Raw genomic sequence first — 14,353 nt, 5'->3', positions numbered from 1 at the left:
ACATGATCGAGTCGATTACTTCTTTCGGTACCGCCACCTTTGGTGGCTGGTGGCCGCTGATCTGGACGCTGGTCCGCGCGGTCTGCATCGTCGTGCCGCTGCTGCTCTGTGTGGCGTACCTGATCCTCTGGGAGCGCAAGCTCATCGGCTGGATGCACGTGCGCCTGGGTCCGAACCGGGTGGGCCCGATGGGCCTCCTGCAGCCGATTGCCGACGTGCTGAAGCTGCTGCTCAAGGAAGTCATGGTGCCGAGCGCGGTCAGCCGAGGCATGTACATCATTGCGCCGCTGATGGTGCTGATGCCCGCGGTGGCGATCTGGGCGGTGGTGCCGTTCCAGGCGGAAGCCGTGGTATCGAACATCAACGCGGGCCTGCTGTACGTGATGGCAATCAGTTCGGTGGGCGTGTACGGTGTGATCCTGGCGGGTTGGGCCTCCAACTCGAAGTACGCATTCCTGGGTGCGATGCGTGCGTCCGCTCAGATGATCTCGTACGAAATCGCCATGGGCTTCGCGCTGGTGACGGTGCTGATGGTGACGGGCAGCCTGAACCTCTCGGACATCGTCAACTCGCAGAACCGCGGCTTCTTTGCAGACCACGGCGTCAACATCCTGTCGTGGAACTGGCTGCCGCTGCTGCCGATGTTCGGCGTGTACTTCATCTCCGGCGTGGCCGAAACCAACCGCCATCCGTTCGATGTGGTCGAAGGCGAGTCTGAAATCGTGGCCGGCCACATGATCGAGTACTCCGGTATGGCGTTCGCGCTGTTCTTCCTGGCTGAGTACATCAACATGATCGTCATCTCGGCGATGACGGCAACGATGTTCCTGGGGGGCTGGGCTCCGCCCATCGACGCGCCGGTGTTCAACTGGATCCCGGGCTTCTTCTGGCTGCTGATCAAGGTCTTCCTGCTGCTGTCGGTCTTCATCTGGCTGCGTGCATCGTTCCCGCGCTATCGCTATGACCAGATCATGCGCCTGGGCTGGAAGATCTTCATTCCGCTCACTGTGGGCTGGCTGGTCGTCGTCGCCATCTGGTTGGTGTCGCCGTGGAATATCTGGAAGTAACGGGACAATAGGAAGGCACCATGTTGCTTGCCATCAAGGAATTCTTTAACAGCCTGCTCCTGAAGGAACTCTTCAAGGGGCTGGCGCTGACCGGGCGCTACCTGTTTGCGCGCAAGATCACCGTTCTCTTTCCGGAAGAGAAGACGCCGCTGTCGCCGCGCTTCCGCGGCCTGCATGCGCTGCGTCGCTATCCGAACGGAGAAGAGCGCTGCATCGCCTGCAAGCTGTGCGAAGCCGTCTGCCCGGCCCTGGCCATCACGATCGAGTCCGACCAGCGCGACGACGGCACCCGCCGTACCACGCGCTACGACATCGACCTGACCAAATGCATTTTCTGCGGCTTTTGCGAGGAAGCTTGCCCGGTGGACGCCATCGTCGAGACGCACATCCTGGAATACCACGGTGAGAAGCGCGGCGACCTGTATTTCACCAAGGACATGCTGCTGGCCGTGGGTGACCGCTTCGAGCCGGAAATCGCGGCCAACAAGGCGGCTGACGCAAAGTACCGCTGATTCAGGACGCCCGCCGGGCAGTTGGCGGGCGGCGCAGTTGAACTCCCGCAAGGACTTCGGCTCCTCGTGAGCCAACCAGCTATGGCGGCAAGTCGCAATCTTGCCGCCACGGCTTTGGACAAGCGCGTGCCGCAAAACGGCACGCGTCAGGATCATGGAAATCACGACGATCATCTTCTACTGTTTCGCGCTCGTGCTGGTGCTCTCAGCGCTGAAGGTCATCACCGCGAAGAATCCCGTGCACGCGGCGCTGTTCCTCGTGCTCTCGTTCTTTACCGCGGCGGCGATCTGGATGCTGCTCAAGGCCGAGTTTCTGGCCATCACGCTGGTGCTGGTCTACGTGGGGGCGGTGATGGTGCTGTTCCTCTTCGTGGTGATGATGATCGACATCGACATCGAGCACCTGCGGCGGGATTTCTGGACTTACGTGCCCATGGCCGCCTTCGTGGGTGTTGTCATCATCCTGGAAATGGCCGTGGTGCTGACCAAGACCTTCATGGGGCGCGTACAGCCGGTGCAGGGATTGCCCAAGGGTTTCAACGGCCCGAATACGCAGGCGCTCGGCAAGCTGATCTACACCGACTACATCTACGCCTTTGAAGTGGCGGGCGCGGTGCTGCTGCTGGCGATCGTCGCAGCCGTTGCGCTGACGGCACGCCGCCGCAAGGACACCAAGACACAAAACCCGGCCGAGCAGATCCGCGTGCAACGCAAGGACCGCGTGCGCCTGGTTTCGATGCCGGCGGAAAAGTCGTCTGGCGCAGCTTCGGCTGAATCGAACAGCTGAGCCCCGGGAGAACCCACATGTCTTCGCTATCCCTTGCCCATTACCTCGTGCTCGGTGCGGTGCTGTTTGCCATCAGCATCGTCGGCATCTTCCTGAACCGCAAGAACGTCATCGTGCTGCTGATGGCGATCGAGCTGATGCTGCTCGCGGTCAACCTGAACTTCGTCGCGTTCTCCCATTACCTGGGCGACCTGGCGGGGCAGGTGTTCGTGTTTTTCATCCTGACGGTGGCCGCGGCGGAATCCGCGATCGGTCTCGCCATCCTGGTGGTGCTGTTCCGTAACCTGGACACCATCAACGTCGACGATCTGGACAGCCTCAAGGGCTGACCGGCGCAACCACTGATAAGAAGCTCCATGGCAACCACGCTCAATCCCAACCTGCTGCTGGCGATTCCGCTCGCGCCGCTGGCCGGCGCGGCGATCGCCGGGCTGTTCGGCACGAAGTTCTTCGGCGAGAAGATCGGCCGCGCGGCGTCCCACAGCGTCACCATCCTTGGTGTTGCGATCGCCTTTGTTCTCTCGGCGCTCACGCTGTCCGATGTCATGAATGGTGCGGGCTACAACGGCACCGTCTATGAATGGATGACGCTCGGCCCGCTGAAGATGGAAGTCGGCTTCCTCATCGATTCGCTCACGGCGATGATGATGTGCGTGGTGACCTTCGTGTCGCTGATGGTTCACATCTACACCATCGGCTACATGCACGAAGACCCGGGCTACAACCGCTTCTTTGCCTACATCTCGCTGTTCACGTTCTCGATGTTGATGCTCGTGATGAGCAACAACTTCCTGCAGCTGTTCTTCGGCTGGGAAGCAGTGGGCCTGGTCTCGTACCTGCTGATCGGTTTCTGGTTCAAGCGGCCGACGGCCATCTACGCCAACATGAAGGCGTTCCTGGTCAACCGCGTGGGTGACTTCGGCTTCGTGCTCGGTATCGGTCTGCTGCTCGCATACAGCGGTAGCCTGAGCTACGCAGACGTGTTTGCCGCTCGTGACAAGCTGGCCGCCATTGGCTTCCCGGGCACCGACTGGCACATGCTGACGGTGGCCTGCATCTGTCTGTTCATCGGTGCGATGGGCAAGTCCGCACAGTTCCCGCTGCACGTGTGGCTGCCGGACTCGATGGAAGGCCCGACGCCGATTTCCGCACTGATCCACGCGGCGACCATGGTGACGGCCGGTATCTTCATGGTAGCGCGCATGTCGCCGCTGTTCGAGCTGTCGGACGCCGCGCTGTCGTTCGTGCTGGTCATCGGCGCCATCACCGCGCTGTTCATGGGCTTCCTCGGCATCATCCAGACCGACATCAAGCGCGTGGTGGCGTACTCGACGCTGTCGCAGCTCGGCTATATGACGGTGGCGCTGGGCGCTTCAGCCTACCAGGTGGCCGTGTTCCACCTGATGACGCACGCGTTCTTCAAGGCGCTGCTGTTCCTTGGTGCCGGCTCGGTCATCATCGGCATGCACCACGATCAGGACATGCGCAACATGGGCGGCCTGCGCAAGTACATGCCGATCACGTGGCTGACGTCGCTCGTGGGTTCGCTGGCGCTGATCGGTACGCCGTTCTTCTCGGGGTTCTATTCGAAGGATTCGATCATCGAGGCGGTGCGTGAATCGCACCTGCCGGGCGCGCAGTTCGCCTACTGGGCGGTGCTGGCCGGCGTGTTCGTGACCGCGTTCTATTCGTTCCGCATGTATTTCCTGGTGTTCCACGGCGAGGAGCGTTTCGGCAAGGCCGATCAGCATCACGACGAGCACCACGAAGAGGAAGACGGCGGCAACGAGCACCATGGTCTGGCGCCGGGCGAGAAGCCGCATGAGTCGCCATGGGTGGTGACGGTGCCGCTGGTGCTGCTGGCTATCCCGTCGGTCATCATCGGTGCGATGGCGATCCAGCCGATGCTGTTCGGTGAGTTCTTCAAGCACGGCGTGGTCTTTTCGGAAGTCATCTTCAACGGCGAAAACCATGAAGCCATGAAGGTGCTGGCCGAAGACTTCCACGGCTGGGTGGCGATGGCGCTGCACGGCTTTACATCGGCACCGTTCATTCTGCTGGTGGCGGGTGTCGTGCTGTCATGGTTCTTCTACCTGAAGCGGCCGGATATTCCGGCGGCGATCGCCAAGCGTTTCTCCGGCGTCTACAAGCTGCTGGACAACAAGTACTACATGGACAAGATCAACGAGATCGTCTTTGCCAACGGGGCGGTCAAGTTCGGCCGCGGCCTGTGGAAGGGCGGCGATCAGGGCGTGATCGACGGCGTGGTCGTCAACGGCAGCGCGCGTCTGGTGGGCTGGTTCGCGAGTGTCGTGCGCCTGCTCCAGTCCGGCTTTATCTATGACTATGCGTTCGCGATGATCATCGGCACGGTAGCGCTGCTGACGTACTTCGTGTTCCTGGCAGGCAAATAAGGGATTACAAAAATGGTTCTGTCTTTTGCGATCTGGCTGCCGATCTTCTTCGGCGTGCTGGTGTTGGCCTCGGGCTCAGACCGCAATCCCGGTTATGTCCGCTGGATGTCGCTGATCGGCTCGCTGATCAGCTTCGTGATGACGCTGCCGCTCGTCACGGGCTTCGACAAGTCGACGGCCGCGATGCAGTTCGTCGAGAAGTCGACCTGGATCGAGCGCTTCCACATCAGCTACTACCTCGGCGTGGACGGCCTGTCGATGTGGTTCGTGGTGCTGACTGCCTTTATCACCGTGATCGTCGTGATCTCGGCCTGGGAGGTGATCACCGAGCGCGTGGCCCAGTACATGGCTGCGTTCCTGATCCTGTCGGGCCTGATGATTGGCGTGTTCGCGGCGCTCGACGGCCTGCTGTTCTACGTGTTCTTCGAGGCCACGCTGATTCCGATGTACATCATCATCGGCGTGTGGGGCGGACCGAACCGCGTGTATGCAGCCATCAAGTTCTTCCTGTACACGCTGCTCGGCTCGCTGCTGATGCTGATCGCACTGCTGTACCTGTACTTCCACAGCGGCACGTTCGAAATCCTGCAGTGGCACCAGGTCAAGCTGTCGATGAACGAGCAGATCCTGTTGTTCATCGCTTTCTTCATGGCGTTCGCCGTGAAGGTACCTATGTGGCCGGTGCACACGTGGTTGCCGGACGCCCACGTGGAGGCGCCGACCGGCGGCTCCGTCGTGCTGGCCGCGATCATGCTGAAGCTCGGCGCGTATGGCTTCCTGCGGTTCTCGCTGCCGATCGCACCCGATGCGAGCCACAGCCTGTCTGCGTTCATCATCGCGATCTCGCTGGTGGCCGTCATCTACATCGGCCTGGTGGCGCTGGTGCAGGCCGACATGAAGAAGCTGGTCGCGTATTCGTCGATCGCCCACATGGGCTTCGTCACGCTGGGCTTCTTCATCTTCAACGAGATCGGTATCGAGGGCGGCATCGTTCAGATGATCTCGCACGGTTTCATCTCCGGTGCGATGTTCCTGTGCATCGGCGTGTTGTATGACCGTGTGCACTCGCGCCAGATCGCCGATTACGGCGGCGTGGTGAACACGATGCCGAAGTTCGCAGCGCTGTCGGTCTTCTTTGCGATGGCCAACTGCGGTCTGCCGGCCACCTCGGGCTTCGTGGGCGAATTCATGGTGATCCTGGGTTCGGTCCAGTTCAATTTCTGGATCGGTCTGCTGGCAGCCACCGCGCTGATCTTTGGTGCGGCGTATTCGCTGTGGATGGTCAAGCGCGTGATCTTCGGCGATGTGACGCACAAGCACGTAGCCGAGCTGAAGGACCTGAATTGCCGTGAGTTCTTCATGCTGGGCGTGCTGGCGATCGCCACCCTGTACATGGGCCTGTATCCGAAGCCTTTCACCGATGTCATGCATGCGTCCGTGGTCAATCTGCTGAACCACGTGGCCCAGACCAAGCTGTAAGCAGCGAGAAGAAACTATGCAATCGTCCTCCTCCATTGCGGCTGTTGCCCCAATCATTTTTCTCGCGCTAGGCATTGGTGCCGTCAACTGGATCGATCTGGCGCGCGGCAAGAACCGGAGCAGCGTTGCCTATCCGGTCTCGCTGGTGATCACGCTGGTGCTGACGGTCTGGTTTGCGTTGAATGCCGCCGCCGGTGAAACGCACTACGCATTCGGCAACATGGCCGTGATCGACCCGATGGCCAACGTGCTGTCGTCGTTCTGCGCGCTGACGCTGTTCGTGACGCTGGTCTATACGCGCCGCTATCTGAACGATCGCGAGATGTCGGCCGGCGAGTTCTACATGTTCGGCTTGTTCACGTTGGGTGGGCAGGTCGTTATGATCACCGGCAACAACTTCCTGGTGCTGTACCTGGGCCTGGAGTTGCTGTCGCTCGCTTCGTACACGCTGGTTGCTCTGCGCCGTCGCTCCAACGTGTCGTCCGAATCGGCGATGAAGTACTTCATCCTGGGTGCGCTGGCTTCGGGGCTGCTGCTCTACGGCATGTCGATGCTCTACGGCGCAACCGGTTCGCTCGAACTGGGCAAGGTGTTCGACGCCATCAAGAGCGGTGAGATCAACAAGACGATCCTCGTGTTTGGCGTGGTCTTCATCGTTGCCGGCCTGGCCTTCAAGCTCGGTGTGGCGCCGTTCCACATGTGGGTGCCGGATGTCTATCAAGGCTCGCCCACGGCAGTGACGCTGCTGATTGCAGGCGCGCCCAAGGTGGCGGCGTTCGCGATGGCGCTGCGCATCCTGGTGGAAGGGCTGCTCCCGCTGGCATTCGACTGGCAGAACATGCTGATCGTGCTGGCCATCGTGTCGCTCGCCGTCGGCAACATCACCGGTGTGGTTCAGACGAACTTCAAGCGCCTCCTGGGCTATTCGACGGTGTCCCACATGGGCTTCCTGCTGCTCGGCATGTTGTCGGGCGTGAGCTCCGGCAAGCCGGATCTGACGGCTCAAGCCTACAGTGCGTCGATGTTCTACGCCATCACGTACGTGCTGACCGCGCTGGGCGCCTTCGGCGTGATCCTGCTGCTGGCGCGCAAAGGCTACGAGGCCGAGGAGATCGCCGACCTGAAGGGCTTGTCGAAGAAGAGCCCGTGGTTTGCATTGCTCATGCTGTTCATGATGATGTCGCTGGCGGGCCTGCCCCCGACGGTCGGCTTCTATGCCAAGCTGTCGGTGCTGGGCGCGGTGGTCGATGCAGGCATGCCGTGGCTCGCCGTGGTGGCGGTCCTGTTCTCTCTGGTGGGTGCGTTCTACTACCTGCGTGTCGTGAAGGTGATGTACTTCGATGCACCGGCCGACGAGGGCCCCGTGGAAGCGACCTTCGGCCTGCGCTCGCTGCTGTCCGTCAATGGCCTCTTGGTGCTGGTGCTCGGCATCTTCCCGGCCGGCCTGATGAGCCTGTGCTACCAGGCCATTCGCCTCACGCTGGCTTCGTAAAGTAGCCGGCACCATGAGCACCTCGACGGGCGGCCTGTTTGTCATCGTGTTGGCACTGGTGTGTGCGAACCTGCCGTTCGTCAATCAACGCGTGCTCGCCCTGGTGCCGGCACGCTGGCCGCGCAAGCCGTTCTGGCTGCGCGGCGCCGAGCTGATTGCCATGTATGTGGTGGTTGGGCTGGTCGGCTTCGGCATTGAATCGAGCCAGGGCAATGCGTTTGCGCAGGGCTGGCAGTTCTACGCGATCACCGCTTGCCTGATGCTGGTGTTTGCGTTTCCCGGCTTCACTTGGCAATACCTGGTTCGTCATCCCCGTTGAACCCGCCGGGCAGGTCCTCTCTGTCTCGGCATGAGAGCCTGCCATGTCCGATTCCACCCCACCGAACCCGAACACCCCCGCCAACGCCGCGCACGATGCCGATGCCGGCCTGCGCGAGACCCCCATTGCGTCTGCCTTGATGCACCAGGGGAAGTTCCTGACGCTCAAGCAGGACATTGTCCGCCTGCCGGACGGGCGCCATGCCAGCCGGGAATACCTGATCCATCCAGGCGCCGTCATGATGATTCCGCTGTTTGATGACGGTACCGTGCTGATGGAGCGGCAATTTCGCTACCCGGTCGGGCAGGTGATGATCGAGTTCCCGGCCGGCAAGCTCGACCCGGAAGAAGGCGGACTGGCATGCGGCAAGCGCGAACTGCGCGAGGAAACCGGCTACACGGCCGAGCGCTGGGACTATCTCACGCGCATCCATCCGGTCATTTCGTACTCCACCGAATTTATCGACATCTATCTTGCGCGCGACCTGAAGCAGGGCGATGCCGCGCTTGACGAAGGCGAGTTCCTGGAGACCTTCATCGCGCCGGCAGGCCAGTTGATCGACTGGGTGCGCGAGGGCAAGATCTCCGACGTGAAAACCATCATCGGGGTGTTCTGGCTCGAGAAGATCTTGTCGGGCGCGTGGGCCCCGAGTGGCGCCTGATCCGCTTGTACTTGCGGTTTTCCGCCCCCATCTTCTGTTAGTCAATCCTGTGGCGAACGGTCGTGCGAAAAAATTAGCACGACCGTTCACAAATTTCCGAATCGGGGATACACTCATCCCCACGCGCTGGACCGATCATGAAAGTGCTGGACCTCCGCTGTGCCAATGACCACCGCTTCGAAGGCTGGTTCGGCTCCGATGCCGACCTCCAATCGCAGCAGGAACGCGGGCTGTTGACGTGCCCGGTTTGCGGTCACACCGAGGTTGAGCGCCTGCCGAGTGCACCGCGCCTGAACCTGTCGTCGTCCCGGGCGGAGACCTCCGCGAAGGACGGCACCGCCAAGGCAGCGGCAAGCGAGGCTCGCGCGCAAGCCGCGACCCTGCAGCAGCTCTATCTGAAGGCCGTCCGCCATGTCCTGGCCAATACGGAGGACGTTGGCGAGCGGTTTGCCGAAGAGGCGCGCCGTATGCATTACAACGAGGCGCCGGAGCGCGGGATTCGCGGGACGGCCTCGCTGGAAGAAGCGCGGGAGCTGGCAGAGGAGGGCATCGACGTGATGCCGCTGTTGGTGCCCGAGGCGCTCAAGCAGCCCGTGCACTAGTTGCCCGATTCGGGTCCGCGCCGGTCCGACAAGAACGTTCTTCGCTGGTTTGCCGCAGCGGAGAGCCAACCACAGGAGACAGGCATGGATCTGAACTACTCGGCGGCCGACGATGCGTTCCGCCAGGAAGTCCGCAGCTGGCTGCAAGCCAACCTGCCCAAGGACATCCAGGACAAGGTGTTGAACCACCGCCGCCTGAACCGCGACGATTTCGTCCGCTGGCACAAGGCGCTCGCGGCCAAGGGCTGGTCCGTGCCGCACTGGCCTGTCGAGTGGGGCGGCACGGGCTGGTCTCCCATCCAGAAGCACATCTGGGACGAAGAGTGCGCGCAGATTGGCGCGCCCGGCGTGCTGCCGTTTGGCGTGAGCATGGTGGCGCCGGTCATCATGAAGTATGGCAACGAAGCGCAGAAGCGCTACTACCTGCCGCGCATTCTGGACTGCACAGATTGGTGGTGCCAGGGCTATTCCGAGCCGGGGTCCGGTTCGGACCTGGCCTCGCTCAAGACACGCGCCGTGCGCGAGGGCGATCACTACATCGTCAACGGCCAGAAGACCTGGACCACGCTCGGCCAGCACGCCGACATGATCTTCTGTCTCGTGCGCACGGACCCGGAAGCCAAGAAGCAGGAAGGCATCTCGTTCCTGCTCATCGACATGAAGACGCCGGGCATCACCGTGCGGCCGATCATCATGCTCGATGAAGAACACGAAGTGAACGAGGTGTTCTTCGACAACGTGAAGGTGCCGGTTGAAAACCTCATCGGCGAAGAAAACCGTGGATGGACGTACGCCAAGTACCTGCTCGGCCATGAGCGCACCGGCATTGCGCGCGTGGGCAATTCCAAGCGCGAACTGGCGTTCCTCAAGCGCGTCGCTCTGCAGCATCAGAAGAACGGTAAGCCGCTGCTGGAGGATCCGGTGTTCGCGGCCAAGGTGGCTTCGCTCGAGATCGAACTCCTGGCCCTCGAAATGACGGTGCTGCGCGTGGTGTCGAGCGAGAGCGCCGGCAAGGGGCCCGGCCCGGAGGCGTCGCTGCTCAAGATCAAGGGCACGCAGATCCAGCAGATGCTGACCGAGCTGATGGTCGAGGCTGCCGGGCCGTATGCCCAGCCGTTCGACCCTAGCTACCTGGAAGGCGAAACGCAACAGGCCATCACGGGCGACAACGATGCCGCGCCCCTGGCACCGTACTACTTCAACTATCGCAAGACCTCGATCTACGGCGGGTCGAACGAGATCCAGCGCAACATCATCAGCCAGATGATCCTCGGCGTCTAACGAGCAACGGATAACGGAGACAACCATGGATTTCTCGTTCACCGACGAACAGAAGCAACTGGCCGATGCAGTGCGCCGCTTCATCGACAAGGACTACGGTTTCGAGGCGCGCAACAAGGTGGTGTACTCGCCCGAAGGCGTGTCCCAGGCGCACTGGGACGCGCTGGCCGAACTGGGCCTCACCGCGTTGCCAGTGCCGGAAGCACAAGGCGGCTTTGACGGCCGCGCGATGGACCTCCTGGTAGTGATCCAGGAACTCGGCCGTGGCCTCGTGGTGGAGCCCTATCAGGCCACCGTGCTCGGTGCCCAGGCACTCAAGCTGGCGGGCGGACAGGACGCACTGCTCGAAGACGTGGCCGGTGGCGCCGTGAAGCTCGCCATCGCGTTCCACGAACGCCAGTCGCGCTACGAACTCTTCAACGTGACGACGCGCGCCGCCCAGCAGGGCAGCGGCTGGGCGCTTACGGGCGAGAAGACCGTCGTCGTGCACGGCGCGCAGGCCGGCAAGCTCATCGTGTCGGCACGCACCGGCGGCGAAGCGCGTGACACTGCCGGCCTGTCGCTGTTCCTGGTTGACCACGATGCAGCCGGTGTGACGGTCAAGGACTACCGCACCATCGACAACCTGCGTGCCGCCGACATCCGCTTCGACAACGCGCCGGCCACGCTGCTCGGCAAGGTCGGCGAGGCATGGGAGACGATCGACGCCGTCGCAGACCTGGGCTGCGTGCTGCTGTGCGCGGAAGCGATCGGCCTGATCGATGCGCTGAATGCCGCCACGCTCGAATATACGAAGACGCGGCAGCAGTTCGGCGTGCCGATCGCACGCTTCCAGGCGCTGCAGCACCGCATGGTCGACATGTTCATCCACGCGGAGCAGGCGCGTTCGATCACGTATCTCGCTGCCGCGCACTTTGAGGACGGCGATGCCGAGGCGCGCCGCCGTTATGTGTCGGCGGCCAAGGCGCGCGTGGGTCAGGCAGCGCGTGACGTCGGCCAGGAAGCCGTGCAGTTGCACGGCGGCATGGGCGTGACGAACGAGCTGCCGGCCGCGCACATGTTCAAGCGCCTGACGATGATCAACACGACGCTGGGCGACGTGGATCACCACCTGGCACGGTTCGCATCGCTGGCGGGCTTCAAGAACGCAGCATAAGCGCAAGTTCGAGCGCCCCGCATTCGTGCGGGGCGTTGTCATTTGGAGGAGACAACATGGTAGAAGCAACGCGGTCGTACGAGTTTTACTTCGACGATTTCGAGGTCGGCCGTACGCTGGAGATGGGCACGTACACCGTCACCGAAGAAGAGATCCTGACTTTTGCGCGGCAGTACGATCCCCAGCCGTTCCACATCGACGAAGAGGCGGCCAAGCACAGCATCTACGGCGGGATCATTTCGAGCGGCTGGATGACATGCTCGATCATGATGCGGCTGATGGTGCAGGGTTTCCTGAGCAAGGCGGCCAGCATGGGTTCGCCTGGCGTGGACGAGATCCGCTGGATCAAGCCGGTGTATCCGGGCGATACGCTGTCGGTGTCGAGCACGTGCATGGAAGTGCGGCCGTCCCAGTCGAAGCCGGATCGCGGCGTGGCGGTCAACCGCTGGGAAGCACGCAACCAGCGCGGCGAACTGGTCTGCACGGTGACTGGCATGGGCTTGTTCGGCCGCCGGCCCAAAGTCTGATTCGCTGCGCATTCCACCACCCGAGGAGACAAACCACATGCGCATCATCGAATCGCTCGACGAGCTCAAGGGGCTGGTCGGCCAGGAAGTCGCGGTGAGCGACTGGACCGAGATCACGCAGCACCAGGTGAACCTGTTTGCCGAGGCCACGGGCGATCACCAGTGGATTCACGTCGATGTGGAACGCGCCAAGCGCGAATCGCCGTTTGGCGCGCCGGTGGCGCACGGGTTCCTGACGCTGTCGCTGTTGCCGATGCTGATGGAGAAGGCCCTGAAGATGTCCGACGTGAAAATGGGCGTCAATTACGGCCTGAACCGGGTCCGCTTTACGGCACCCGTGCCGGTTGGCAGCCGCGTGCGAGCGCGCGTGAAGCTGCTCGAGATGGAGCTGCTGCCGCCGCTGCCCAATGCCCCCGCCCTGACCGGTGCACAGATGACGTGGGCCGTGACGTTCGAGCGTGAAGGACAGGAGCGCCCGGTGTGCGTGGCAGAAACGATCTCGCGCCGCTACTCCTAGCGGCACGCTCTTCAGGCTTCCAAGGGCCGGCGCAATGCCGGCCTTTCTTTTTGCGCGCGCGTGAGCTTGCGCTTCGCCCGTTTTGTTGCTTATCGACGCCTGCCCCACGTCTGAGCACGACCACGCCCCAATGCGCGGAGTTGGAGCGGTATTGGCACCGTTTTGGCGCCGATTTCCCATCGAGCGAGCGAAAAGCGATGGCACGGTAGTTGCACTTTCGGCCCCGGGAGTCGTTCTCACTACCAACAAGAGGAGCCGCAATGAAACGTCGTGAGCTGTTGAAGCTGTCAGCCGTCGCTGGCGCAACGCTGTTGTCCATGTCGAGCCTGGCGTTTGCGCAGGCAAAGGATCCGATCAAGGTCGGCATCCTGCATTCGCTCTCAGGCACCATGGCGATCTCCGAAACGTCGTTGAAAGACGTGGCGCTGATGACCATCGACGAGATCAACAAGAGCGGCGGCGTGCTGGGCCGCAAGCTCCAGCCGGTGGTAGTGGATCCGGCGTCGAACTGGCCGCTGTTTGCCGAGAAGGCGCGCGGGCTGCTCACGCAGGACAAGGTGGCCGTGACGTTCGGCTGCTGGACGTCGGTGTCGCGCAAGTCGGTGCTGCCGGTGTATGAAGAGCTGAACGGCCTGCTGTTCTACCCGGTGCAGTACGAAGGCGAAGAAATGTCGAAGAACGTCTTCTACACTGGCGCGGCGCCTAACCAGCAGGCCATTCCGGCCGTGGAATACCTGATGAGCAAGGAAGGCGGCGGTGCCAAGCGCTTCTTCCTGCTCGGTACCGATTACGTCTATCCGCGCACGACCAACAAGATCCTGCGCGCGTTCCTGCACAGCAAGGGCGTGAAGGACAGCGACATCGAAGAGGTCTACACGCCGTTCGGCCACTCCGATTACCAGACCATCGTTGCCAACATCAAGAAGTTCTCGCAGGGCGGCAAGACTGCGGTCATCTCGACCATCAACGGCGACTCCAACGTGCCGTTCTACAAGGAACTCGGCAACGCGGGCCTGAAGGCCAAGGATGTGCCGGTGGTGGCGTTCTCGGTCGGTGAGGAAGAGCTGCGCGGCATCGACACCAAGCCGCTGGCCGGCCAGCTTGCCGCATGGAACTACTTCATGTCGGTCAAGAACCCCGTCAACGAAGACTTCAAGAAGAAGTGGGCTGCATGGGTCAAGGCCAACAACCTGCCGGGCGGCGACAAGCGCGTCACCAACGACCCGATGGAAGCGACCTACGTCGGCATCATGATGTGGAAGCAGGCCGTCGAAAAGGCCGGCACCACCGACGTGGACAAGGTGCGTCAGGCGATGTACGGCCAGCAGTTCAAGGCGCCGTCGGGCTACACGCTCGTGATGAACAACAACCATCACCTGAGCAAGCCCGTGATGATTGGCGAGGTCAGGGGCGATGGCCAGTTCAACGTCGTGTGGAAGACGCCGACGGTGATCCGCGCCAAGCCGTGGAGCCCGTACATCCCCGGCAACGAAGGCAAGCCCGACATGGTTGCAAGCAAGTGATGTGACCTCGCGGGCC

Annotated in this window: 15 protein-coding genes; all 15 read left to right on the top strand. The window is 62.2% G+C overall.

Annotated features, from left to right (window positions below):
* Positions 1-2 precede the first annotated feature (2 nt).
* The gene (gene nuoH / locus TK49_RS13795) at positions 3-1,067 is read left to right on the top strand and encodes an NADH-quinone oxidoreductase subunit NuoH (RefSeq protein ID WP_045787208.1); all 1,065 of its coding nucleotides are present in this window, start codon (positions 3-5) and stop codon (positions 1,065-1,067) included.
* Between the two features lie 20 nt (positions 1,068-1,087).
* Entirely contained in the window at positions 1,088-1,579 is a 492-nt protein-coding gene (gene nuoI, locus TK49_RS13790) for an NADH-quinone oxidoreductase subunit NuoI (protein WP_003261939.1), read from the top strand.
* 154 nt (positions 1,580-1,733) lie between these two features.
* Positions 1,734-2,366: an NADH-quinone oxidoreductase subunit J gene (locus TK49_RS13785; RefSeq protein WP_045787207.1), complete on the top strand. Its 633-nt coding sequence runs from the start codon at positions 1,734-1,736 to the stop codon at positions 2,364-2,366.
* Positions 2,367-2,383: 17 nt separating this feature from the next.
* Positions 2,384-2,695 carry an NADH-quinone oxidoreductase subunit NuoK gene (nuoK, locus tag TK49_RS13780; protein ID WP_004630788.1) on the top strand — a complete coding sequence of 104 codons (312 nt, stop codon included), beginning with the start codon at positions 2,384-2,386 and terminating at the stop codon, positions 2,693-2,695.
* 27 nt (positions 2,696-2,722) lie between these two features.
* On the top strand, positions 2,723-4,780 hold the full coding sequence (gene nuoL / locus TK49_RS13775; protein WP_045787206.1) for an NADH-quinone oxidoreductase subunit L: 2,058 nt from the start codon (positions 2,723-2,725) through the stop codon (positions 4,778-4,780).
* 12 nt (positions 4,781-4,792) lie between these two features.
* Entirely contained in the window at positions 4,793-6,259 is a 1,467-nt protein-coding gene (locus TK49_RS13770) for an NADH-quinone oxidoreductase subunit M (protein ID WP_045787205.1), read from the top strand.
* A 16-nt stretch (positions 6,260-6,275) separates the two neighbouring features.
* A complete protein-coding gene (gene nuoN / locus TK49_RS13765) occupies positions 6,276-7,751 on the top strand; it encodes an NADH-quinone oxidoreductase subunit NuoN (protein ID WP_045787204.1) in 1,476 nt (491 codons plus the stop codon).
* A 13-nt stretch (positions 7,752-7,764) separates the two neighbouring features.
* The gene (locus TK49_RS13760; protein ID WP_045787203.1) at positions 7,765-8,070 is read left to right on the top strand and encodes a DUF2818 family protein; all 306 of its coding nucleotides are present in this window, start codon (positions 7,765-7,767) and stop codon (positions 8,068-8,070) included.
* A gap of 43 nt (positions 8,071-8,113) precedes the next feature.
* Positions 8,114-8,731 (top strand): NUDIX domain-containing protein, encoded by a 618-nt coding sequence (locus TK49_RS13755; RefSeq protein WP_045787202.1) that lies wholly within the window; start codon positions 8,114-8,116, stop codon positions 8,729-8,731.
* A gap of 137 nt (positions 8,732-8,868) precedes the next feature.
* Positions 8,869-9,333, top strand: a complete 465-nt coding sequence (locus TK49_RS13750) for a DUF1178 family protein (protein WP_045787201.1) — start codon at positions 8,869-8,871, stop codon at positions 9,331-9,333.
* Between the two features lie 84 nt (positions 9,334-9,417).
* Complete coding sequence (locus TK49_RS13745; RefSeq protein WP_045787200.1) at positions 9,418-10,614, top strand: acyl-CoA dehydrogenase family protein; 1,197 nt, start codon at positions 9,418-9,420, stop codon at positions 10,612-10,614.
* A 25-nt stretch (positions 10,615-10,639) separates the two neighbouring features.
* Positions 10,640-11,770 carry an acyl-CoA dehydrogenase family protein gene (locus TK49_RS13740; protein WP_045787199.1) on the top strand — a complete coding sequence of 377 codons (1,131 nt, stop codon included), beginning with the start codon at positions 10,640-10,642 and terminating at the stop codon, positions 11,768-11,770.
* Between the two features lie 56 nt (positions 11,771-11,826).
* Positions 11,827-12,297 (top strand): MaoC family dehydratase, encoded by a 471-nt coding sequence (locus TK49_RS13735; protein WP_045787198.1) that lies wholly within the window; start codon positions 11,827-11,829, stop codon positions 12,295-12,297.
* 37 nt (positions 12,298-12,334) lie between these two features.
* On the top strand, positions 12,335-12,814 hold the full coding sequence (locus TK49_RS13730; protein ID WP_045787197.1) for a MaoC family dehydratase: 480 nt from the start codon (positions 12,335-12,337) through the stop codon (positions 12,812-12,814).
* Between the two features lie 260 nt (positions 12,815-13,074).
* Entirely contained in the window at positions 13,075-14,337 is a 1,263-nt protein-coding gene (urtA, locus tag TK49_RS13725) for an urea ABC transporter substrate-binding protein (protein ID WP_045787196.1), read from the top strand.
* Positions 14,338-14,353: the final 16 nt, after the last annotated feature.

Origin of the sequence: Ralstonia mannitolilytica (assembly GCF_000954135.1) — a bacterium.
GTDB lineage: Bacteria > Pseudomonadota > Gammaproteobacteria > Burkholderiales > Burkholderiaceae > Ralstonia > Ralstonia mannitolilytica.
Note: the sequence above shows the minus strand (reverse complement) of the source record. Positions and strands in the feature narration are given on the sequence as shown.

What these genes read in the sequence shown, in the direction of transcription:
- TK49_RS13730 (WP_045787197.1), top strand. Translation starts at nt 12,335, where the DNA reads ATGCGCATCATCGAATCGCTCGACGAGCTCAAGGGGCTGGTCGGCCAG.
- TK49_RS13735 (WP_045787198.1), top strand. Translation starts at nt 11,827, where the DNA reads ATGGTAGAAGCAACGCGGTCGTACGAGTTTTACTTCGACGATTTCGAG.
- nuoK (WP_004630788.1), top strand. Translation starts at nt 2,384, where the DNA reads ATGTCTTCGCTATCCCTTGCCCATTACCTCGTGCTCGGTGCGGTGCTG.
- TK49_RS13760 (WP_045787203.1), top strand. Translation starts at nt 7,765, where the DNA reads ATGAGCACCTCGACGGGCGGCCTGTTTGTCATCGTGTTGGCACTGGTG.
- nuoH (WP_045787208.1), top strand. Translation starts at nt 3, where the DNA reads ATGATCGAGTCGATTACTTCTTTCGGTACCGCCACCTTTGGTGGCTGG.
- TK49_RS13745 (WP_045787200.1), top strand. Translation starts at nt 9,418, where the DNA reads ATGGATCTGAACTACTCGGCGGCCGACGATGCGTTCCGCCAGGAAGTC.
- urtA (WP_045787196.1), top strand. Translation starts at nt 13,075, where the DNA reads ATGAAACGTCGTGAGCTGTTGAAGCTGTCAGCCGTCGCTGGCGCAACG.
- TK49_RS13785 (WP_045787207.1), top strand. Translation starts at nt 1,734, where the DNA reads ATGGAAATCACGACGATCATCTTCTACTGTTTCGCGCTCGTGCTGGTG.
- nuoL (WP_045787206.1), top strand. Translation starts at nt 2,723, where the DNA reads ATGGCAACCACGCTCAATCCCAACCTGCTGCTGGCGATTCCGCTCGCG.
- nuoI (WP_003261939.1), top strand. Translation starts at nt 1,088, where the DNA reads ATGTTGCTTGCCATCAAGGAATTCTTTAACAGCCTGCTCCTGAAGGAA.
- TK49_RS13755 (WP_045787202.1), top strand. Translation starts at nt 8,114, where the DNA reads ATGTCCGATTCCACCCCACCGAACCCGAACACCCCCGCCAACGCCGCG.
- TK49_RS13750 (WP_045787201.1), top strand. Translation starts at nt 8,869, where the DNA reads ATGAAAGTGCTGGACCTCCGCTGTGCCAATGACCACCGCTTCGAAGGC.
- TK49_RS13770 (WP_045787205.1), top strand. Translation starts at nt 4,793, where the DNA reads ATGGTTCTGTCTTTTGCGATCTGGCTGCCGATCTTCTTCGGCGTGCTG.
- TK49_RS13740 (WP_045787199.1), top strand. Translation starts at nt 10,640, where the DNA reads ATGGATTTCTCGTTCACCGACGAACAGAAGCAACTGGCCGATGCAGTG.
- nuoN (WP_045787204.1), top strand. Translation starts at nt 6,276, where the DNA reads ATGCAATCGTCCTCCTCCATTGCGGCTGTTGCCCCAATCATTTTTCTC.